The organism is Virgibacillus sediminis, assembly GCF_042643265.1.
GTDB classification, from domain to species: Bacteria; Bacillota; Bacilli; order Bacillales; family Amphibacillaceae; genus Virgibacillus_O; species Virgibacillus_O sediminis.
Genome location: NZ_JBHRRZ010000016.1, coordinates 1 through 22349 on the forward strand (window position 1 = coordinate 1; position 22349 = coordinate 22349).

Annotated in this window: 15 protein-coding genes, 1 pseudogene and 1 riboswitch; of the genes and pseudogenes, 6 read left to right on the forward strand and 10 right to left on the reverse strand. The window is 41.5% G+C overall.

The window, feature by feature from the left end:
• Positions 1-204 precede the first annotated feature (204 nt).
• The 4 genes from ACFODW_RS10185 to ACFODW_RS10200 form a co-directional block, all read right to left on the reverse strand.
• The gene (locus ACFODW_RS10185; RefSeq protein ID WP_390306003.1) at positions 205-966 is read right to left on the reverse strand and encodes an SDR family oxidoreductase; all 762 of its coding nucleotides are present in this window, start codon (positions 964-966) and stop codon (positions 205-207) included.
• A gap of 41 nt (positions 967-1007) precedes the next feature.
• Positions 1008-1631 (reverse strand): GTP cyclohydrolase I FolE, encoded by a 624-nt coding sequence (gene folE / locus ACFODW_RS10190; protein WP_390306300.1) that lies wholly within the window; start codon positions 1629-1631, stop codon positions 1008-1010.
• A 527-nt stretch (positions 1632-2158) separates the two neighbouring features.
• Complete coding sequence (serC, locus tag ACFODW_RS10195) at positions 2159-3241, reverse strand: 3-phosphoserine/phosphohydroxythreonine transaminase (RefSeq protein ID WP_390306005.1); 1083 nt, start codon at positions 3239-3241, stop codon at positions 2159-2161.
• Positions 3242-3304: 63 nt separating this feature from the next.
• Positions 3305-3386, reverse strand: a riboswitch (ZMP/ZTP riboswitch).
• A gap of 193 nt (positions 3387-3579) precedes the next feature.
• The gene (locus tag ACFODW_RS10200; RefSeq protein ID WP_390306302.1) at positions 3580-5259 is read right to left on the reverse strand and encodes an ABC1 kinase family protein; all 1680 of its coding nucleotides are present in this window, start codon (positions 5257-5259) and stop codon (positions 3580-3582) included.
• A gap of 274 nt (positions 5260-5533) precedes the next feature.
• Between ACFODW_RS10200 and ACFODW_RS10205 the strand changes: the two genes are divergently transcribed.
• The 3 genes and pseudogenes from ACFODW_RS10205 to ACFODW_RS10215 all read left to right on the forward strand — a co-directional run bounded on the left by ACFODW_RS10205 (position 5534) and on the right by ACFODW_RS10215 (position 9866).
• The gene (locus ACFODW_RS10205) at positions 5534-6493 is read left to right on the forward strand and encodes an SMP-30/gluconolactonase/LRE family protein (RefSeq protein WP_390306007.1); all 960 of its coding nucleotides are present in this window, start codon (positions 5534-5536) and stop codon (positions 6491-6493) included.
• Positions 6494-6892: 399 nt separating this feature from the next.
• On the forward strand, positions 6893-7783 hold the full coding sequence (locus ACFODW_RS10210; protein WP_390306009.1) for a fructose bisphosphate aldolase: 891 nt from the start codon (positions 6893-6895) through the stop codon (positions 7781-7783).
• 981 nt (positions 7784-8764) lie between these two features.
• Positions 8765-9866 (forward strand): annotated as a pseudogene (locus tag ACFODW_RS10215) (DUF2075 domain-containing protein).
• A gap of 159 nt (positions 9867-10025) precedes the next feature.
• Here ACFODW_RS10215 and ACFODW_RS10220 read toward each other — a convergent pair.
• From ACFODW_RS10220 to nhaC, 3 genes are all read right to left on the reverse strand, one after another.
• Positions 10026-12914 (reverse strand): DUF3427 domain-containing protein, encoded by a 2889-nt coding sequence (locus tag ACFODW_RS10220; protein ID WP_390306011.1) that lies wholly within the window; start codon positions 12912-12914, stop codon positions 10026-10028.
• Positions 12915-13005: 91 nt separating this feature from the next.
• Positions 13006-13404: a (deoxy)nucleoside triphosphate pyrophosphohydrolase gene (locus ACFODW_RS10225; RefSeq protein WP_390306013.1), complete on the reverse strand. Its 399-nt coding sequence runs from the start codon at positions 13402-13404 to the stop codon at positions 13006-13008.
• A gap of 200 nt (positions 13405-13604) precedes the next feature.
• Positions 13605-15122: a Na+/H+ antiporter NhaC gene (gene nhaC / locus ACFODW_RS10230; protein ID WP_390306015.1), complete on the reverse strand. Its 1518-nt coding sequence runs from the start codon at positions 15120-15122 to the stop codon at positions 13605-13607.
• A 538-nt stretch (positions 15123-15660) separates the two neighbouring features.
• On the opposite strand from nhaC, the gene ACFODW_RS10235 reads away from it, so the two are divergent.
• A complete protein-coding gene (locus ACFODW_RS10235) occupies positions 15661-16953 on the forward strand; it encodes a chloride channel protein (RefSeq protein WP_390306016.1) in 1293 nt (430 codons plus the stop codon).
• Between the two features lie 52 nt (positions 16954-17005).
• On the forward strand, positions 17006-17617 hold the full coding sequence (locus ACFODW_RS10240) for a DUF421 domain-containing protein (RefSeq protein ID WP_390306018.1): 612 nt from the start codon (positions 17006-17008) through the stop codon (positions 17615-17617).
• A gap of 282 nt (positions 17618-17899) precedes the next feature.
• On the opposite strand, the gene ACFODW_RS10245 is transcribed toward ACFODW_RS10240, so the two are convergent.
• Positions 17900-19258, reverse strand: a complete 1359-nt coding sequence (locus ACFODW_RS10245; protein ID WP_390306020.1) for an MFS transporter — start codon at positions 19256-19258, stop codon at positions 17900-17902.
• A 682-nt stretch (positions 19259-19940) separates the two neighbouring features.
• The gene (gene rlmH / locus ACFODW_RS10250; protein WP_390306022.1) at positions 19941-20420 is read right to left on the reverse strand and encodes a 23S rRNA (pseudouridine(1915)-N(3))-methyltransferase RlmH; all 480 of its coding nucleotides are present in this window, start codon (positions 20418-20420) and stop codon (positions 19941-19943) included.
• Between the two features lie 150 nt (positions 20421-20570).
• On the opposite strand from rlmH, the gene ACFODW_RS10255 reads away from it, so the two are divergent.
• Complete coding sequence (locus ACFODW_RS10255; RefSeq protein WP_390306024.1) at positions 20571-20723, forward strand: aspartyl-phosphate phosphatase Spo0E family protein; 153 nt, start codon at positions 20571-20573, stop codon at positions 20721-20723.
• A 60-nt stretch (positions 20724-20783) separates the two neighbouring features.
• Here the strand turns inward: ACFODW_RS10255 and dacB are convergent, their stop codons facing one another.
• Entirely contained in the window at positions 20784-22301 is a 1518-nt protein-coding gene (gene dacB / locus ACFODW_RS10260) for a D-alanyl-D-alanine carboxypeptidase/D-alanyl-D-alanine endopeptidase (protein WP_390306026.1), read from the reverse strand.
• Positions 22302-22349: the final 48 nt, after the last annotated feature.

The window sequence follows — 22349 nt, forward strand, 5'->3', positions numbered from 1 at the left end:
CAGTTTACTACTCAATAACAGTAGACAAAAAAGAGTTGAAAAGTGACTCTTAATTTAAAGTTGCCCAAATTATCCTGAGGTTATATAGGCTTGACAGTTTCGTTCATATCAGTATATTTCCGCAGCGATTATCTCCACTAAACAAAGTTCGGCTTTTCCTTTTGATTAACCCTTCGCCCCAATCTCTAAGTCTTGTTCTCCCATTCATTTCCTTCTTCGATTGACGACATCTATTCCACCGGAAGCTGATATCACACTTCCAGTAATCATATCGGAATCATCTTCACACAGAAATTCTATCAGCCTTGCTATATCCTGGCCTGTACCCGGACGGCCGATTGGTGTCATTCCATCATCCCTGTCCCGCACCGCAGAGATATCCATTTCTTTCATATCCCCTGCGATATCACCCGGACAAATCATATTGGCAGTTATCCCATATTCCGCCTCTTCAATAGCGATAGATTTGGTTAAAGAAACAAGCCCGACTTTCGCAGCCCCATAGGCGGAGCGGTAAAGCCATCCCGGCGCCTGTTCTGCATCCTGGAAGCCATAGGTAATGATCCGGCCGAATCTCTGCTCCCTCATCACCGGCACGACCAATCTAGCAAACTGAAAGACAGAGCTCAGATTGCCATCGACCAATTCGTACCATTCCTTGTCATCGTAGTCCACCAGTTTCTTCTTTTCTGCTATGTATGGGCCGGCATTGTTTATGAGGTAGTCAATCCTGCCAAAACGATTCATTGCCTGGTCTACCGAATTCTGGATATCTTCTTTCCGTGTAATGTCGCCTTGGACAAACTGGAGCTGATTCTCATACACAGACCATTCCTTCTTCAATTCGGCAACTCTTGTTCTATCGCTTCGATAATTGACAGTGACAGAGCATCCCGCTTCAAGGAACTGCTCTGTCACCTTTTTACCAAGGCCCTTATACCCGGCGGTAATCACTGCGTGCTTCATAACATCCACCCGCTTTCGATATAGTAATCAACGCACTCCGTTTATCTGGTTGGCCGGTCAAGCAGGGAGAGGAATTCCATACGGTGATCGGCTTCCGATTTGAACAGCCCTCTGACTGATTTTGTCGTCGTGGAGGCGCTGGACTTCCTTACCCCTCTTCCACACATACACATATGTTTTGCTTCGATCACTACCATGACTCCCTGTGGATCAAGCACCTCTTCCATGGCGTCAGCTATTTGATTGGTCAGCCTCTCCTGTACCTGGAACCTCTTTGCATAGCCTTCCACTACCCGGGCAATTTTAGAAAGCCCGGTTATTTTTCCATTTGGGATATACCCGACATGGGCGACACCTAAAAAAGGCGCAAAATGGTGCTCACACATGGAATAAAGCTCGATATCTTGGACCATCACCAGCTCCTGGTGGTCGACATCGAACACCTTTTCCAAATGGGCCTTGGGATCTTCCTTGTATCCCTCCGTATACTCAAGGAACGCCTTGAGGACTCTATCCGGTGTTTCTTCCAACCCTTCCCTGTCCGGGTCGTCTCCGCATAATTCTATCAATTCCCTTAAACCTGCCTTCACCGTCTGTGCCTGATGGATCTTCTTTTCCACATCCTTTGCCTCTCCGCTGAACAGATCTCGATTGTTTTGGTCCATACATGTATTATCAGTTAAAGACATATGCTTTTACCTCGCTTTATATATTAAACAACGTAATCGGAGCTTGTACCAAATCCGGTTGCCGATTACGTCTGAACGATTATTTTTATACATACTTATAGAATAATGTATTCTTTTCCCATTGGTCAATGAAACAAATTGGAAATGAGCAGAACATACAGGAAGGCCAATCACAATCAACGTTTTTTATCATACAGTGGCCTACCTCAGGAATTGCCCGATACTTATCATATGATCTGCCTTTGCAGGAGGAGATTAATCATGAATGAGTACCCAACCACCCTGTCAAAACTGTTGTGTTTTCGATTTCACACCATGCCCCTCCCCCTTTCCAAACATTTCCTACCCCTCACTGGAACATCTGCATAGGAACGCTCATGTTATTATAAGAAATTCCGCTGAAAATGTTATTACTTTTTCATTGGAGAGCAAGGGTTCAACGACCATGGAGAAAATCTTAATATGAAAAGGCGGATGACACTTTAGAATCATCCGCCACTTGTTTATTTATTTTTTGTTTCAAATTCTTCCATGAAATTAACAAGCTCCATTACACCCTGCATCGGCATCGCGTTATAGATGCTTGCCCGCATGCCTCCCACAGAACGGTGTCCCTTCAATGTTTCCAATCCTGCCTGCTTGGCTTCATCAATGAATGCTGCATCCAAATCATCTCCCGGGATGATGAACGGGATATTCATGATGGAGCGGCCTTCCTTTTCAACCGGGGATGCAAACAAGGTGGACGCGTCAAGATAGTCATAAATAAGCTGTGCCTTCTCACGATTGATGCGCTCCATTTCCTTGAGCCCTCCCAGGCCTTTAAGCCATTCAAACACAAGCTTGGCCATATAAATGCTGAAAGTAGGCGGTGTATTATACAAGGAATCCGAGTCACTGAAGGTTTTATAGTTCAGCATCGCCGGACAGGTTTCCGGGGCTTTTCCTATAAGGTCCTCGCGTATGATGACCACCGTCAAACCTGCAGGCCCGATATTCTTCTGCGCTCCGGCATAAATCAGCCCGAATTTGGATACGTCGATTTCTTCTGAGAGGATATTGGACGACATATCCGCTACCAGCGGCACATCCCCTGTATCCGGAATCTGCGAAAATGCCGTTCCTTCAATGGTATTATTGGTAGTGATATGTACATAATCCGCTTCAGGATCGATCATGCTGGAATCGATTTTGGGTATGTACGTGAAGTTTTTGTCCTCTGAAGAAGCAATCACCCGTACTTCTCCAAATTTCTCCGCTTCCTTGATAGCCTTTTTGGACCAGGAACCAGTATGGACAAAATCTGCCTTGCCGCTGTTTACCATCAGATTCATCGGTACCATCGCAAACTGCTGGGATGCTCCGCCCTGTAAGAAGAGCACCTGATAGTTATCCGGTATGTGCAGCACTTCCCAGAGTAATTGATTCGCCTCCGTGATGATGTCAGTAAACAGACCAGAACGGTGACTCAGCTCCATGACAGACATGCCGGAATCCTGATAGTCCAACAGTTCCTTTTGCGCCTTCTCCAACACCGGCAATGGGAGCATGGAGGGACCAGCTGAGAAATTAAATACACGGTTCATTTTAGCCACATCCTATTCTATAGAGTATCAACACTTAAAAAGGCAAGGAGCCATTTCCTTACCCTGATTTGCCCAGACGATCGGCTGCTCTATGTTATGTGCTCCCCTGCGGTTATCCGCTGCATCGTCAGTCACACATAAACTTTGTGTTAATTTTAACATATTTAGAATGGTTTTCAACGCCGTTTTCTATTAATTCGGCCGTTTTAAAGTATTTATTCGTTGCAGATAAGCAAGAATGGAGATAAATCAGCCGCCCGCTGAAAAAGCGAAGCATATTTCCGCAGCGGTTACCTCCACTCACATGATTTCTCCTGACATATACCCCTTTGTCTTCGTCAGAACCTTCCCGATTTGAAAATCGAATAGATCAGCCAAATAAACATAAGGATAGCGACCACAAATCCAATCTCGATCACCGGCAGGTTCCAAATGTACGTCGACTGTCCACCTATGGAAGAACCGATAATCAATCCGGCCATGATAATACTGAAAGACAACAGCACAATACTGAAGGACAACCGGTTGCTGATTTGGATCAACCGCTTTAAAAAGCCTTCCACTTTGGAAAAAGAAATCTCCACAGGGACCTTTCTTTTTCTGATGATGGCATACAACTCTTCGATATGCTCAGGAAAGTCGGCCACAATGTCCTTATAATCATCCAGCTGATGATACACATCTCCTGCCACTCTCTTTGGATGCAGCCGCTCCTTTAACAGTTTCCGGCCGAATGGCTCGGCAATTTTGACGATGCTTATATCCGGATCCAGCCTTTCTACGGTTCCCTCCAGTGTGAGGAGCGTTTTCCCCACCAGCGACAAATCTGCCGGAATTTCTATCCGATGCTTGGATGCGACGGAGAACAAATCATTCACTGCCTCTCCGATACTCACCTGACTGAATGGAACATCATAGTACTTCTCCTTGAGCCTATCTACATCCAGTCTGAGCTTGCGAATATCAATGTCATCAGGCACCAGGCCCATCCTGTATATCGCCTTTATGATCGCATCATTCTCCTGCCGCATCATGGCCACAATCAACGCAGAGAAATTATCCTTCATTTCCGGGGTAAGACGGCCGACCATTCCAAAATCGATAAGAACCACCGTATTATCTCCCCGTGCCTTTACATTCCCGGGATGGGGATCGGCATGGAAGAATCCTTCCATCAATATCTGATGGAGAACAGAATGGACCAGCCGTTCCGCTAACAATTTGGGAGTAAATCCTCCACTCATCAGGTTCTCCACTTCATCCAGCTTTGTACCCTCCAAGTATTCCATCGTCAGCACCTTTTCCGTGGTGTATTCCCAATACACCGCAGGAATACGCACCTTGGTATCCTTCCTGAACTGATGGGCGATCTTATGGGCATTCCGGCCCTCCCGTGTATAATCCAGCTCGGCGAGAAGAGAATCCGAGAATTCCTGCACGATATCCGTCACATGATACCTCGCCGCCCATTTCATCCGATGCTCGGCCAGTTTTGCCAAATGATGAAGTATCTCCAGGTCTGTCTGGACGTTTTGCTGAATATCCGGCCGCTGCACTTTGACAGCCACCTCCTGCCCCGAATAGAGGACGGCGCGGTGTACTTGTCCAATTGATGCAGCCGCAAGAGGAATCTCATCGAATTCAAGAAAAAGATCGTGAATGGAGGCATTTAGTTCCCTTCCAATAATCTCCTCAACTTCCTCATATGAAAAGGGAGGGACGTCCTCCTGGAGCTTTTCCAGTTCCCGGATGATATCTTCCGGTATCAAGTCACGTCTGGTGCTGGCAATCTGCCCAAGTTTTATAAAAGACGGCCCCATGTCCTCCAAAAACTTCCGGATCCTTTCACCGATTGTCAGTGTATGTACTTCCTCCCGGGTGTTCGTAATCAGCCGCTTCGGGATGGAGACAAGCTTATGAAGGCCCAGTTCTTTTACAAGAAATCCAAAACCATTGCGGGAAAAAGCAATGACAATCTCCCTGTACCGTTGTAAATGGCGAATTCTTCTTCTGAATATCGTAATCCCTCCTCCCAGTAAAAAGAGTTTCTTTCCCTTAATTACCCTGAATATCTTTTATTTTAACTTATATAGGTATGTTAAATGCACGCTTCTTATTCACCATATCAAAAACCGGCCGAATAGTCCGCTGATTGCTCTTTGTTCTTCAAACACCCACTAATTTCCGGTACAAATTCACGAAAACTAAGGGGTAATTCAATAGTTTCTATCGGAGGGCCAGCTACCTCTTGGGGAGAATTAGACTAGTAGACTAAAAAGGGGGATGTTATTCATGAAAAAATTGGCAGTGGCAGTGTTTATCATGGTATTCGGACTAGTAACAGTTGTGTCAGCATCATCTATCCTTGAGACCCAGAAGGTTCCAAAGGGAGAAAGGCATGACATGAAGGAAATCATACCAGCTCAGGCAAAGTGGGAGAAGGTAGCTGAGGGGAATGACAGGGACGGCAGATTCATGGAAGGGATCAACTTTGACGAGAATGGGCAGATATGGATGGTCAGTCCGCCGACAAAGGAGATCCTGACAGTAGAAGGAGCTTCTGTCACAACAGAACTGGAAACGGAAGTGGAGCCAGTAGGGGCTAAATTCCATCAAGACGGCCGTCTATTCACCACCAATAGATCGGGCGAACTCAAAGCATTCCATCCAGAAACAGGAGAGAATACCACGATTGTCAGCGAATTTAACAAGAGCGATCTGCAGCCACTAAATGACCTTGTATTCGATGAAGAAGGGGGCGTCTACTTTACAGAGCCTGGGGACTCCCATGCCACCAATCCGACCGGCCGGGTATTCTATCTTCCACCGGATGGAGGGAATGGAGAGCTTGAACTACATTTAGACAATATCGCCTATCCAAATGGGATCGCACTCTCTGCTGATGGCCAGCGTGTGTATATATCCGAGTTTGCAACCAACCGGATTATTTCGGTCCCTTCGAAAACTGCAAAGGACCAGCGCGAGGTTCCTTTTGTCTTCGCCCAGCTTGAAGGCGGCATTGGACCTGATGGCTTGGCCGTCGATAAAGAAGGCAACCTTTATGTCGCCCATTTCCAGGCCGGGGAAATTGTTGTATTGGATAAAGATGGGTTCCAGTACGGAACAATAAGGCTTCCGGAAGACGTTGGAACCTTTGTCACCAACCTGACGTTCCATGACGGCCACCTATATATTACAGAATCATCAAGGAATGAGGTATGGCGTGTGAAGGTGGCGAATAACGGATTATAATGTTCTGTAAGTGAGTGGCTTGTTTGACAAGATTGAAGGGACAAACCTGGTGCATGTATGAGCGCAGAAGCAATACATGGCCAGAATTGCCCCTCCTTTTTTTCCTCACTTCCTCATTTTGGCCAAATGTGTATATACATCGTTTAAATGAGAATAACCCAGCTGTTTCACCTGCCGGATGCTTCCTCGACGGGGCAAGTGCATCATGCAGGGCATGATGACGGTAGTGATATCCTCCAGCAGTACCGAATGATATCTAATAAACCGGAAAATTTGTACAATTAACGGATGTAAACTAAAATAAGGAGAGGAAGAAACAGCCACTTGATTAAAGAAGCCGGTAAACCGGGAAAAGGATAGAAGTGGTTCTTACAAGATGAATGAAAAGGAGCTGAAAACATGAACAATAACCATTTTGACAAAATCAAAAACGGAAAAGGTTTTATCGCTGCCCTAGACCAAAGTGGCGGGAGTACGCCAAAGGCACTAGCTGCCTATGGAATCCCGGAAGATGCCTACTCCGGAGAAAAGGAAATGTTTGACCTGGTACACGAAATGAGGACAAGGATCATTACGTCACCAGCCTTCAGTTCCGACCGAATTCTCGGCGCCATCCTGTTCGAACAGACGATGGACCGCGAAATCGAAGGAAAATACACGGCAGATTACCTCGCCGACAAAGGCATCGTACCTTTTCTGAAGGTCGATAAGGGGCTCGCTGACCAGGAAAACGGTGTCCAGCTGATGAAGCCAATCAATGATTTGGATGACACGCTCCGCCGCGCCAACGAACGGAACATCTTCGGCACCAAAATGCGTTCGGTCATCCACGAGCCGAACAAGGAAGGCATCAAAGACGTAGTAGATCAGCAATTTGATATTGGAAAGCGCATTATCTCAGCCGGACTGGTTCCCATCATCGAACCGGAAGTCGATATCCACAGTGACAACAAGGAAAAATCGGAAGAACTGCTGAAGGAGCAAATCCTCACGCATCTGGATGACCTATCCGAAGAAGAAAATGTCATGCTGAAATTGACCATCCCGACAAAGGCTGACTTGTATAAAGAGCTGATCGACCATCCACGCGTAGTTCGCGTCGTAGCTCTATCCGGCGGTTATTCCCGCGAGGAAGCCAATGAGAAATTGAAAGAGAACCACGGCCTGATCGCCAGCTTCTCCCGTGCCCTTTCCTCCGATCTGAATGCTGACCAGTCGGATGAAGAGTTCAACCAGAAGCTCCAGCACGCGGTAGACACTATTTATGATGCGTCGGTGAATAAGAAATAGGTGGAAAATGAATGCCTGCATTTCCCTTTATAAAGGGAGGTGCAGGCATTTTCTGGTTTAGCTGTTTAATGATAATATTAAATTATATATCTAATTTTAATAATCACTTCTCTACGTATAAAATCCGTGTAATAAGGAGACGGTCACATGATTATTTATGAAGCAACAAAAACTGACTTTATATGGGATGTCACAAACGAGTTGTTAATTGAAAGATTATATGAAACTTATCAGCAAAAAATTGGGAGGACCTCTAAAAGAGAAATTAAATCCTGGGAGAACTCATTACAAAGAATGGGTAACGTGATGCAAGACGGGGATATTCCGAATGACGCTTCTGTTGCCATTGAATTTAAAATTCCTAACACCTCCAAAAGGGTGGACTTCCTGGTGGCTGGTAATAACGGTAATCAAGATCATGTAGTTATTGTTGAATTAAAACAATGGGAAGATATTGAAAAAGTAGAAAGTAAAGATGCAGTTGTTAGCACCTACCTTGGTAGTGGTATACGTTCAGTAACCCATCCTTCCTATCAAGCCTGGTCCTACGCCGCTTTAATCAAGGACTTTAACGAAAATGTCCAAGAGGAGAATATTGAACTTAACCCATGTGCTTATCTACATAACTATAGGAAGACGTTAAATGATCCTCTTACCGACGAACATTATGAAGAACATCTAGCAAAAGCTCCGGTTTTTACCAAAGGGGAAATTCAAAAGTTACGTGATTTCATAAAAAAATATGTGCGGAAGGGAGACCAAAACCAATTAATATACCAAATTGAGCATGGGAGAATCCGACCTTCTAAATCATTACAAGACTCTTTAAGTAATATGTTACAAGGAAATAAAGAATTTATTATGATTGATGAACAGAAGGTATTCTATGAAGATGCCTATCATTTAGCGATGGAGGGGGTTAAACAAACAAAGAAACAAGTAATGGTCATTGAAGGAGGCCCTGGAACTGGAAAGTCTGTAATGGCGATCAACTTATTGGTAAATTTAATCAATCAGGGGTTAATGACACTATATGTTTCCAAAAATTCTGCCCCTCGAGAAGTCTATTCTGCACAACTAAAAGGCACAATCAAGAAAACAGAAATAGATAACCTATTTAAAGGGTCTGGGAGCTTTACTAATTCTGAATTAAATGAGTTCAATGTTATCGTTGTTGATGAAGCGCATCGCCTAAATGAAAAGTCTGGTTTTTATGGAAATAAAAGGAGAGAATCAAATTAAGGAACTGATTAAGGCCGCCAAATTCACCATTTTCTTTATCGATGAAAAACAAAGAGTTACATTAAAGGATATCGGTAGTATAGATCTAATAAAAAAATATGCAGATGCATTTGATGCAGAATTGATTACAGGTAAATTAACCTCCCAATTTCGATGTGATGGCTCAGATGCTTACATTGCCTGGTTGGAGGATGTCCTGCAAATACGAGAAACAGCTAATACACATGATTATGGAGTGGATTACGATTTCCGAGTATACGATGACCCACATGCTATGCTACATGAAATTGAAAGGTTGAACCGAACTAATAATAAGTCACGTATGCTGGCGGGTTATTGTTGGGAATGGCCGAAAAAAGAACGTACAAATACTGATTATAAAGATATTATTATCCCTGAACATAACTTCGAAATTAGTTGGAACCTACAAGATAGTATTTGGGCGATTGATCAGGACTCCGTTAACGAAGCCGGTTGCATACATACGGCACAAGGATTGGAATTCGATTATGTAGGAGTTATCATCGGCCCCGATCTAATTTATAGAAGTGGTAAGGTATGTACAGATTATAGTAAACGTGCTAGAAGTGATCAATCCTTAAAAGGAATCAAAAAGATGGCAAAGGAAAATCCCGAAAAGGCAAAGGCTGTTGCAGATGAAATCATTCGTAACACTTATCGCACCCTGATGACCCGCGGACAAAAAGGCTGCTTTATATATTGCACAGATCCAGAACTAAATCTATACTTTAAATCCCGTTTGGAGAAAACTGTTATTTATAATGATTTTTCACCGAGTAAGTTGGATAGAATTGCCGAGAATAAAGGAATATATGATTAAGTTCAGCGTGATATCAGAGTTTTTGTTGATTAAATAGGTCAGGTATATAGTTGTGAAGCCAGTGTAAAGCTCTTGGCTTCACAACAACAAAATCAAGCGATACTGTTTTTTAAAACGCCTAGGCAGGTAAGAACCTCCCAAGACTAATCATTAATACAATCAGCTAGTAACGAGATATTGATAAAGTTTATGGTCAACTGGTTGCTCCATTATCATATTCATATGGACAACCGGTATTTCTTTGCCTTTTTTATCAAGCATTCTATCTTGTTCTACAGTCTCTTTGTCAGGTGTAGCCTGCCCTAAATAATAAAAGTTACTTCCCTCATCATCATCTTTTTTAATAAAAATATGGATATCCATCGCTCTCTCATCCGCATTTATTATTTTTTGAACTTCTTCAGATTTCAATGACCTATTACTTCTGGTATACCATTTTAAAGTTGCTGGGCTTATAAATTCATCTCCATAGTCTACACTAGATTCTACCTCTTCATTTTTGTGATAAGTTACAAATATTGGACAAGTGCTATGTTTTGGTTTATATCCGTACATGGTTGAACTTTCATCATTTTTCCAATTGAGAAGTCTACAAGCATCTTTCCTTGAATATTTCTCGTATAATGTAAGTGGTTCATTACAATGATAGTTGCGACTCTTTTCTAGCCCACTTGTAATCACATCTTTTACTAGGTGCTTGAAATAAGGATTGGATTTTAATCGATGCTTTAGCAAGTCATTAAATCTATACTGATGATCATTCAAGGTTATGATTGGCTGCCCACCATATTTCTCCTTATCTGTCTGAGTGAAGAATGACAAGTCGAATATCCGCCGCATAGACTCTAGTGTATCTTCATCGACTGAGCAACCTGCTTCTTTTAAATGATTTATAAAGTGACCATGCTTCAATTCACCATACTGAAGTAATAATTTCAATAAGATTAATTCATGCTTGCGTTTTCCATTCAACACTTCATTCGTAAGCATCGTTAAAACGCTGTTTTCATAAACAGTTAGATGTGGGATCTCTTCCTTCATTTTGATTAAAAACTGGTAATGGTTTTTAAATTTATCTGCAATAACTAACGGATCTATCGAATGGTTGTTTATAAAATCGAATAAATCCGGTACTCTTCCAATCCTATTTTTGAGCTCTATATACGCTTCCTTTAGTATTTTCATAGAGGTTAAATTACTACTGTTGATGGATTTAAATATTTGCTTTTTGGCAATTTCCTCGAAGTTAACGGTAGATATACCTTTAATATAACTTGTTTCTACAGTACGCCTCCGTATATTGTCCTTATTCTGGGATTTGTCTCCCGACAGAGCGATAGGGATTAAATAATTATTTTTGTAATTCCCGATAAAATCAATGATGGTAACAAAATCTTTCGTAGAATGTTTACGCAAGCCCCGTCCCAGCTGCTGAATAAAAATAATACTAGATTCAGTTTGCCTTAACATAACAACTTGATTAATACTCGGTATATCGATTCCTTCATTAAAGATATCAACTGTTAATATATAATCTAAGGTGCCGTTCTCTAATTTCAATACTTGGCGGGCCCTCTCTTCCTGCGTATGATCGCCAGTCAAAGCCGCTGTGCGGAGCCCTCTCTCATTTAATGCATAGGATAATCTTATAGCCTCTTCTTTACGGCTACAGAACATTAATCCTCTTACTTGGTCGCCAGAGAACCCGTAGTAATCAATTTTATCAATTATGTGGTTTACCCTTTCCTCCGTAACTAAGTTAGATAAGATAGCAGCATCATCTACCAACTCTCCGCTGTACTCTATATCGGTAACACCAAAATAATGAAATGGACAGAGCATATCCTCTTCAAGTGCTTCCTGCAGACGAATCTCATAAGCTATATTATAGTCAAATAACTCATAGATATTGAAGTCATCCGTACGTTCAGGCGTTGCTGTCATCCCCATTAAAAACCTTGGGTTAAAATAATTAATCACATTAAGATAGGATGTTGCACCAGCTTTATGAACTTCGTCAATTAAAATATAATCAAATTCTTCCGGATCAAAACTATGTAATGTTTCTTGTTTGGAAATCGTCTGTATAGTTGCGAATAAATATCTAGCATCCGTCTGTTTACTGGACCCGGTTAATGTACCAAAGTCTCTCTCTAGACCACCCAAAACACGTTGAAAATCAGCTTTTGCTTGATTTAGTATTTGCTCACGATGCACAATAAATAACATCCTTTTGGGAGCAAACCTTCGCACATCAAATGCTGAAAGATAAGTCTTCCCCGTACCCGTTGAGGAAATCACCAGCCCTTTGTCAAACCCTTTTGACCTTACATCTTCTATTTGTTTCAATGCCGTACTTTGCATCTTATTAGGTTTTATTTTCAAGGCGTCTTCCATTGGATTATGACTATAATTAGATGGAAGCTCAATAACTTTCTCTGCCTTAGAAAAAGTCATAGGAGTATACTTTTCTTCGTATTCTCTTATCCAACTATCAGAAAGTGGTCTGCTTTCTTCCCATATGTCTTCAAATTGGTCTCTAAAATGTTGAACAATCTCTCCATTTTCGTGAGATGTGAGCTTTACATTCCATTCATGATTTACTTTTAAAGCTTGTGCTGTAAGGTTAGAGCTTCCTACGATTAACGAATAAGAATCATCTCTTTCAAATATATATCCTTTCGAATGGAACCCTTCTACTTCTGCTAGTCTAACGTCTACATTTGTAATCTTTATAAGTTCTTTAAAAACTTTAGGTTGATTAAAATTTAGAAATGTAGAGGTTAGAATCCGCCCCGATACCCCTTTCTTCTTCAAATCCAGTAAATGTGATTTAAGCGTTGCCAACCCACTTTCCGTAATAAAAGCAACGGAAAATAAAAACGTTGTGCAATGGTCTAATTCTTCTCTTATTGATGTTAAAACGGTCTCATTTCTTTTTTGATCATTAACAAGAAACTTTGGGGAATATCTTCCATATTTATTACTTTCTTTATCAATAAACCCCTTATGTAAAGAGGTCTTTAATTCTTCTACAAAATTCTCCATACATACCACCAAACAATATAAAATTTCTTTCACTTACAGGCTGCTTTGTAACGTTAATCTTTCAAAAACTAGGCGTTTAAGAAAGAGTAGTTTAAAACGTATATTCCTTGGATAACTTTTCAATTGCTGGTATATCAGCCGGAGCCCAATCTAAAGATGCAAGTTCATTATTTCGCAGCCACTTTATAGCTATATGTTCCGTCAATACAGGATAACCTTCTATTAGGTCACAAATAAAAGTAGTTAAATGAACAATCCCAAAATGATATTCATAAACCGTGTGTTCCACTTTTTCTTTTACAAGAACCTTACAATTCATTTCCTCTTCTATTTCCCGTTTTAACGCGTCTTCTGGTAACTCTCCTTTTTCGATTTTTCCCCCTGGGAACTCCCATTTATATGGTAGGGACTTATCAGGTCCTCGTTGAGCACACAAAACCTTACCATCTTCAACAATTATCGCACCAACTACATATATATCTTTTTTCATCTGCCTACTCTCCTACTCATCTGATACTATATTTCATATTATAACGAAAGCGCTTTGTTAATTCCTACCATTTGTTTAATGTATTTCTTGCTATTCAATATTTGGAAGGGTTATGTTCTGCGTTCCCTCGGAAACATATACGGTTACTAAAGCTTGTTTGTTTTCCTGCGAACTTTTTAGAAACAAAAAGCCCCTACCCACTAGGAGTAGAGGTCTTTTCTAGACCATGCATTCACATAGTCTGTAACAGCTTTATTACCCGGCTTTGTTGTTAGGTTTTTTCCTATATTATTGGTTGAGATCTTTTTACGCTGCTGATTCTTTTCTCCCTTGCTCTCTGTCATCGTCAGCCCTGTTACACCATAGAACAGGGAGACCAATGGAGTAATAAACGCCAAGAAACAGAAAGGAAGGTAAGTGCTTACTGGAACCCCGAGCGCTCCCGCTGCAAAGATTCCTGCCCCAGTCCAAGGGACAAGCGGACCACCTTGGGTAGCCGTATCCTCAATCACCCTTGACAGGTTTTCAGGCTCCAGATTCAACCGGTCATAAATCGGCCGCATTAATGTTCCGGTCATCACAGTCGAAAAGTAGATGGAACCCCCAATTGCCAATGTACTATAACTGACAAGAATGGTTGCAAAAACGGTCATTCCTGTACTTTGGATTTTTTCGGCAAAAGAGGCAATCAAGGTTTCCAGTACACCTGCTTCTGACAGCATTCCACCGAGCCCCAAAGCGAATAAGAATAATACGATCAATGGCAGCATGCTTGTCAATCCACCACGCATCAGCAGATTATCTACCATTTCAATACCGGATTCTAGTGTATAGCCATTGTAGAAGAGCCCGATTATGCCGCTAAAAGTGAAGCCTTGGTAAAAGACCGCAACCAGGCCGCCGACTGCTGTCCCAATAAAAATTGCCGGAAGTGCCGGTTTCTTTAAGACCAATAGTGTAACGAGAACGATCATGGGAATCAATGGGACAAGTCCCAAATTAAAATGTTTGGCCAAATACCCTGTCAGTTGGTTGACACTCTCTGCATTCACAGAAGATGCTTGATATCGCAAGCCAAGGAACGTGAAGATGGCGGCGGAAATGATATAAGCAGGGACCGTCGTCCAAAGCAAGTGTTTAATGTGGGTAAATAGCTCACCACCTGTAACAGTCGGTGTTAAATTCGTCGTATCGGAAAGTGGAGACATCTTATCTCCGAAGTAAGCCCCGCTGACAATCGCGCCTGCTGTCATACCTGCGGGCACCCCTATCGTCGCACCTACTCCCATCAGTGCAATCCCTGCTGTACCGATAGTTCCCCAGGCACTTCCGATAGCCAATGATACTAACGAACAAAAGATTAAGGCGGTAAGTAAAAAGAATTGGGGAGAAATAGCGTTAATTCCATAGTAAACCAGCGTAGGCACGGTTCCGGATGCCATCCATGCACCAATCAAAATACCGACCGTCAATAATATCAACCCAGGTTGAAGCGCTCTGCTCATCGATCTTGTCATTGATTTTTCTACTTGTTTATAGGTGAAACCCAATCCCATCATAAATGGGATGATTGCAAGAATGCTGATAAACATTAATATCTGGATCGGTGCCTCAAACGCCACGAGGCCAACCGAGATAATAGCAATCACTACTAATAACATAGACAATGCATAACGAAAAGATGGTTTGCTGATATTTCGTCGATCGTCACTATCCAAAAGACCACCCCTCTATAGTTTTATTGAATTTAACCTGCTTTTTTATAATGAATACCTATATTGTTAGCTGTAAATGTAAAAAATTATCCTGTTCCTCTCTGATATCGGAAGAGCAACTTGAATCATTCACCGGTGATGATTTCTTATAAAAAATCTCTTGGATGCCTCCTTGCTGACTGTTTGGGTAAAGAATACCCGATTAAATTAGAAAGAAAACAAATTTGAACTCACCGCTCTAAGTTTAGTAGGGATATGGGGATTCATCCCGGTTTGTGACGGTAGTACTTATTCCCATCCGTTACGAAAAGAGCGCATTGAATGGTTACTCCCCTTAACAGCGACTCATAAAATCAATGAAATTGACCAAGGATTTAATGAATTCCCTTCTATGGGAATGAAGGGGAATAATACTGAATTACTGGGCTGACCCCTTTTGCTTTTTCCTAATCGTTATTCAATATTTACCTTAATAATTCTAAGACGATAGGCAACAATAGAATTGAATTTCCTATAAGTAAGGAAGGAGGAGATCCAGTAAATGATGTTAAAGTACAAAAACCTTTTTTCAATTCTAGCTCTTTGGATTCTTGTTGGAAGCATAATTGGTATAATGGTCGGCTCGACAACCTATTTCCTTTTGGAGATAAACGATTATCTAGGAGATGATATACGAGCAAAAAGAGACTGGCTTATCTTCCTTCTTCCCTTTGGAGGAATTATTATAGGATACATATATATGAACTATGGAAAGGTATTTTTGAATAATACTTTGAATGACACTGCTAAACTAAATAACCTGGTAATCGATTCAGTTCATGGAAAGAAAGAAGTACCGCGGAGAATGGGACCCATCGTCTATTTCGCGACTTTTATCACAGTCCTGTTTGGTGGTTCTACTGGAAGGGAAGGTGCAGCTGTCCAAATGGGGGGAAGTGTAGCTTCAACGGTCAACAACTTTTTTAAGGTGAGCAGCTTGGACAAGAAAATCTTTATGATGAGCGGTATAAGTGCTGGTTTTGGCGCCGCCTTTGGAGCACCTATAACGGGGGCTATTTTTGGGATGGAGATGGCTGCTTTAGGAAAGCTGAAATTTGAAGCACTTGTTCCTTGTCTTACGGCGAGTTTTGTTGGCCACTATGTAACTACAGTAGCTTGGGGACATAAACACGAAGAATTTATAATACAAACCGTGCCGAACATAACTATTATTACATTTATAACAGTTATTCTTCTATCAGCCATTTTCAGCCTAACAAGTGTTTTATACTGTCAGTTGAGACATGGGATAGAAAAATTCTCGGAGAAACTTTTCAAAAAAAACCATATGAAAAGAGCCTTTTTTGGAGGTATTGTCATTGTGATATTAACTTTGATTGTTGATTCACAAGATTACAATGGCCGAGGATTGCAGATGTTAGAACAATCTTTTGTAGAAGACGTTCCAACCTTTGCTTTCCTGGCCAAGCTGATATTTACAACTGTAACACTTGGCACCGGCTTTGTTGGCGGTGAAGCCATACCTTTATTTTTCATTGGAGCAACATTAGGCAATACCTTACACACATTCATCGATTTACCTATGTCATTTCTCGCTGCCCTAGGATTAATCGCCGTTTTTTGTGGAGGCGCCAATACCCCAATAGCAGCTTTTCTGTTGGCAATGGAGATGTTTGATGGAAAAGGCTTAGAGTACTTTTTTATTGCGTGTTTAGTCAGCTATCTATTCTCAGGCCATCATGGGCTATGGCCTTCTCAAAAAATATATGAACCTAAGAGCAGGTTATATAATACTCTTCAAGGAGAAACTATTGAAAACGCTGAAAAAAAATAAAGAACTTTAGAAAAATAGACGTAAATAGCAACTTTGGAAAGGAGAGATGTTTATGGACTTGCACTTCATATGGAAAGCCATTGTCGTGGTGATAGGAGGAATCCTGATCTTACGATTAGCTGGCAGAAAATCAATCTCACAGCTTACGGTTGCGCAGACTGTCATGATGATAGCTGTTGGGTCCTTAATTATTCAACCGGTTGGCGATCGGAACATTTGGATTACAATGTTGATTACATTTTTGATGGTAGCTACACTTCTTTTTATTGAATATATCGTTTTGAAATCGAATGCACTTGAAACTTTAATTTATGGGAAGGGACTTATAGTAGTTGAAAACGGCCAAATTAATGAAAGCAATTTAAAGAAGCTGCGGTTAACAGTTGATATGCTTGAAGTCCGAATGAGACAACAAAATATTCAGCATTTTACTGATTTAAAATGGGCTACAATAGAATCGAACGGCCAGTTAGGGTATATGTTAAAGTCTGAAAAACAATACGCTACGAAAGAGGATATTCAGATGCTGAAATCGCTGATTGAATCGATTCAATCTAATCCTCCAAATGGAACAGCAAAAGCTAAAGCAAGTGCTTCAGATAACATATTTACTGAGGTTAAAAATAGAAAGCATGAAGAAAAGCCTAAAGAAAATTTGGATTAACAGTAATGATAAAAGAACTAAGTATAATGATTTATGTTCTTGATCAGGGAACACTCTTAGAAAAATTCTATTCCCTCTAGAGATAACCCGAAAAACGGAACCTCTTATTTTCCTTTGGACCCTGCCAAAATCCTATTTTAGAAATAAAAAGAATCCATTTTGAAAAAAGTTGCTCAAAATGGATTCTCCCCTTGTAAATTATTATTAGTTTTCATGAAAAGTTTGGTCACTTCTTTGGCTGTCCCACTCTTCAACGGAAGCTCCCGATTGTAGAATAAGCCTCTATTCAGCCTTACTTAATAGACTAACATTCTTACTAGTTGCTCTTGCCTCTATATTGGAAGCTGAATATTTATCAGCAATTGTTGATAATCCGATTGCAGCGATAATACCAACAATTGAAAATACTAGGAAATTCATGAAGTTAGGTAAAGCCATTGTCAACAAGAATCCCCCTAAAATTGGCCCAGTCATACCGCCGAATCGTCCAATTCCTGAAGCTACCCCTAAACCTGTTGATTTCATTTCTGAAGGGTAGAACGATGTTACATAAGCTTGTATCAAAACTTGAGAACCTGTTGTAGCAGCCCCTGCAATTGCTACTAATACAAAAATATAGAAAGTGCTTCCGCCAAATCCTAGTAACGCTAATGCAATGGCTCCGGCAATATAAGATGCAATAATAACCTTTTTAGAACCATATTTTTCACATAGATTACTAAGAGCAAGAATCCCGATAATAGCTCCGCCTTGAAGCCCAATAAGGAAACCTAAACTCGAATTTAACCCATAACCAGATTCGATCATTAGCTTAGGTAACCAAGTGTTTAATCCATATACCATTAATAGGGCACAGAAGAATGCTATCCAAAATCCGATAGTACTTATGGCACGATTCTCTTTAAACAACCCCGCAACAGGAACCTTCGTTTGTGTTAATTTTACTTCCTCAATTTCATCAGTCATCTTGAATGTTGAACCAGGACTTACTTTTGCAAGAGTTGCAAATAGCTGTTCCTTTTTACCAGTACGGATAAGATAGCCAGTTGACTCTGGCAGTTGCTTCATTAAGAAAGGGATGGTTAAAAGCGGCAGGCCGGCAACAATGAAAACAGATTGCCATCCAAATGCCTCAATTAATAGAACTCCAACAGTTGGTGCAAGTGCTCCACCAATGGCAAAGCTAACTAATGTGGAAGATACTAATTTAATTTTCATTGTTCTAGGAGCATAATCCGATACTAGAGCGGCAATGTTCGGCATGATACCACCTAAACCTAAACCTGCGATAAAACGATAAATAGAGAAAGTCATTGCTGAGTTTGCAAAACCACATAGTAGGGTGAATAAGCTAAATAGAAGTACATTGATAATAATAACTCTCTTTCTCCCGATTCGATCAGCTAGTATACCGAAGATAATTGCTCCAAACACCATTCCGAAAAGGCCATAGCTTGCTATTGTTCCTGCTTGAACTGCACTTAAACCCCATTCTTCCATTATGATTGGTAAAGCTGTCCCATAAACAGCTAAATCATATCCATCGAATAAAATGATGATAAAACTCCATATAAATATACCTAAATGAAAGCGGTTAAATTTACTGTCACCAATAATTTGATTCGGATTTACTTTTACCATTACACATCTCCTCTTTTCATTTTGTGATTAAATAATAAGCACTTTCAATAAATGGTAAATATTTTGAATATTTATGGCGTAGGTAAGCACCTCCTCAATCTTCTCTAGTGATTTCCATTATAATCGCATGTAATCGGTAATATAAGTTAGGAATTCCTCTATACGCAACAAAACGTAAAAAATATTAAAATAATTTTTAAAAATGGGTAATTTATAAATAAAAGGTAATACGCAATGACTTGGTGTAAATATGGAGATGCTTTTGTAAAGCATTACTAGCGGGGGAAGTATTGGAGTAATCATAAATACTCAGAGGTCTTAGAAAATCTAACAAGTCGCTTTCCTTTACTCCGTTTTACAAGGAAACCAGCGGGGGCTTATCAATGCCAAGAAAGAAAGGGGATGACTGGAACACCGAGGGTAGCAGCCGCGTAGATACCCGCTCCGATACAAGGAACGAGGAGCCACCCTGTGTACCCGTATCCTCACCCACCCTCGATTATTATTCCAATTGCTGGTTTGCCTGATAAGATAGGTTACAAAAGCACTCATATCCTTTAGATTTACCGGCCAACGAAGTAGATATGATGAGGTTCGAGTTTAATTACTAGTGCGCCTATGGAAAGTCCCGTTTAGAACCTATATGAATAGGTTGTTTTTTTGGCAATTTTATAAATATCATTTACTTATGATACGGTTCCCCCCGATTTATCCGAAACCCACGATATACCTGCTCCAGCAGCACCAGGCGCATCAACTGGTGGGGGAAGGTCATTTTAGAAAATGACAGGGCGAGGTCACTTCTGTTTTGTACTTCCTTGCTGATGCCTAGAGAGCCACCGATGATAAAGGTAATTTTGCTCTTCCCATAGGTTGCGAGCTCATCCATTTTGGCAGCAAGCTGTTCCGAAGTCAGCATTTTTCCTTCGATCTCGAGGGTGATCACATAGGCATCTGGGCTGACGGCTTTGAGGATCCGCTCTCCTTCCTTTCCCTTCACCTCAAGCATTTCTGCGTCGCTCATTGTCTCTGGTGCCTTTTCATCGGCGACCTCTATGATATCAATGTTTGCATAGGCTCCCAGTCGTTTCACATACTCCTGGATTCCCTGCTTCAAATATTTCTCTTTCAGTTTTCCGACCGCTACAATCGATATTTTCATGAGGATTAACTCCCTTTATCTGTTTTGTACATAGTTTACCTTATCAATTATTGCATTCCAACCAGCAGCTACCCCTGCCTAAGTTGAATTTCCTGGTTTAATGGGATGAAGGATTGGGAATTTCCTAAAGGTAGTGAAGGAGTGAGGAAGTTGGCACAGCGGGAATATTTAGAAGAGAAGATAGAGTATCTGCGGACCATCATGTATGAAGCTTCCCAAAATGAACAATATGATAAATTGGTTGAGATTTCTCAAGAACTGGATAGCCTTCTAAATAAGCTTGATGATCGGCAAAATAGTTAAACCAAAAGGCTGTCCTATATTAAAGGAACAGCCTTTTGATTTAGGTCAGGCACCCATCCGTTATTCTGTGAATGTATGCCTGGCAAGGATATTGGCGATTGCATCTTCTATCTCTGAAGCTTCTTTGCCGAGATAATTATTGATCATTACCGAAAAAACCAGCTTCTGATCGTCCTTGGTGGTTACATAACCGGATAAAGCCGAAACGGAGGTCAATGAACCTGTTTTGGCCTCAACATTCCCTTCTCCCGCTTCATCCCGCATACGGTACCTCAGCGTTCCGCCCTCAAACCGCTCGGATGCCCCGGCAACAGGCAGGGTAAACCGGAATGCTTCAAACCACTCTTTGCTTTGCATGGCGTAAAGCAGCTGGGTCAGCTCATTGGCCGGTATGTAATTTTTATGGGACATACCTGACCCATCGCGTAACAGAATGGTATCCTCGTCCACACCAAGCCCGCTTACGACCTTTTCGATGACTTCGATTCCCTTATCCCAGCTTCCCTCTCCATGGACGACTTTTCCCATCTCTTTCGTCAATACTTCTCCATGGCCATTATTGCTCAATTTCATAAAACGCAGGTAGATCTCTTCCAGCGGGATGGATTCCTTATGTGCAAGCCTGCTAGCATCTTTTGGCGTTTTTGCGTAACGGATGTCCGTCTGCCCTACAAACGTTATTCCCTGTTCCTCCAAGGCTTTCTTAAATACGTCCACGGCATATCCGGTCGGCTCCCAAACGGACCTCCATACCTTGGAATTGGAGCCGTTCAGAGGCATTTTCCCTTCAATGATCATGTTATTGGTTCCGTGTTCCCGCTCGATGGAAATCGACTTATCTGCACCCTCACCCACCATTTCTGTATTATTTATCACCTTAATGTAATCTGTCTCCGGTGTTATTTTGACTTTAGCTTTTTCTCCGATCTCATCAGAAGGCATTACTTCTACTATTACCGTGCCGGCATCATAATCCTTATCCGGGGAAAGGGTGAGGGCTGAGACCTGGGCCCCTGTGTAATAGGGCTCGTCCGACCAATTCAAGTCCAGCGAAAGGCGGACGTTATCATACCAAGTATCGTCTCCTACCAAGTCTCCCCTTATCTTCTCGATTCCGTGGTTCTTCAGCTCCTTGGCCAGCACCTCCAGATCTTCTTTTCTTAAGGTAGGGTCGCCTTTGCCTTTTAGATAGACATCACCATGAAGAACTTCTCCGTTCAATTGGCCATCTGTCCAGACCTCTGTCATGAATTGATAATCCTCTCCAAGCACTTCCATCGCCGCCGCTCCCGAAAGAAGTTTCATATTGGAGGCTGGGTGGAGCCGGATGTCCCCGTTTTTGGAAAAAAGCAGTTCTCCGGTATCGGCATCCCGGACACTGACCCCTGTCACCGAACCATTCAGACGTTCGTCTTCCAGAATGGCATCCAGTTTTTCTTCCAATGTTCCTGTCTCGTCTACTGAGTCTGCTGATTCTCCGGATGCGTTGATAAATAGCTCTTTCTCCTGCGAGAGCCATGGAATGGAAATCATAAACATAGCAACCAGAAGAAAGATAAGGCTTTTTTTTACGCTCATTACACTTCACATCCTTCATCGTTTTTAGAATAATTCAATTATACATGT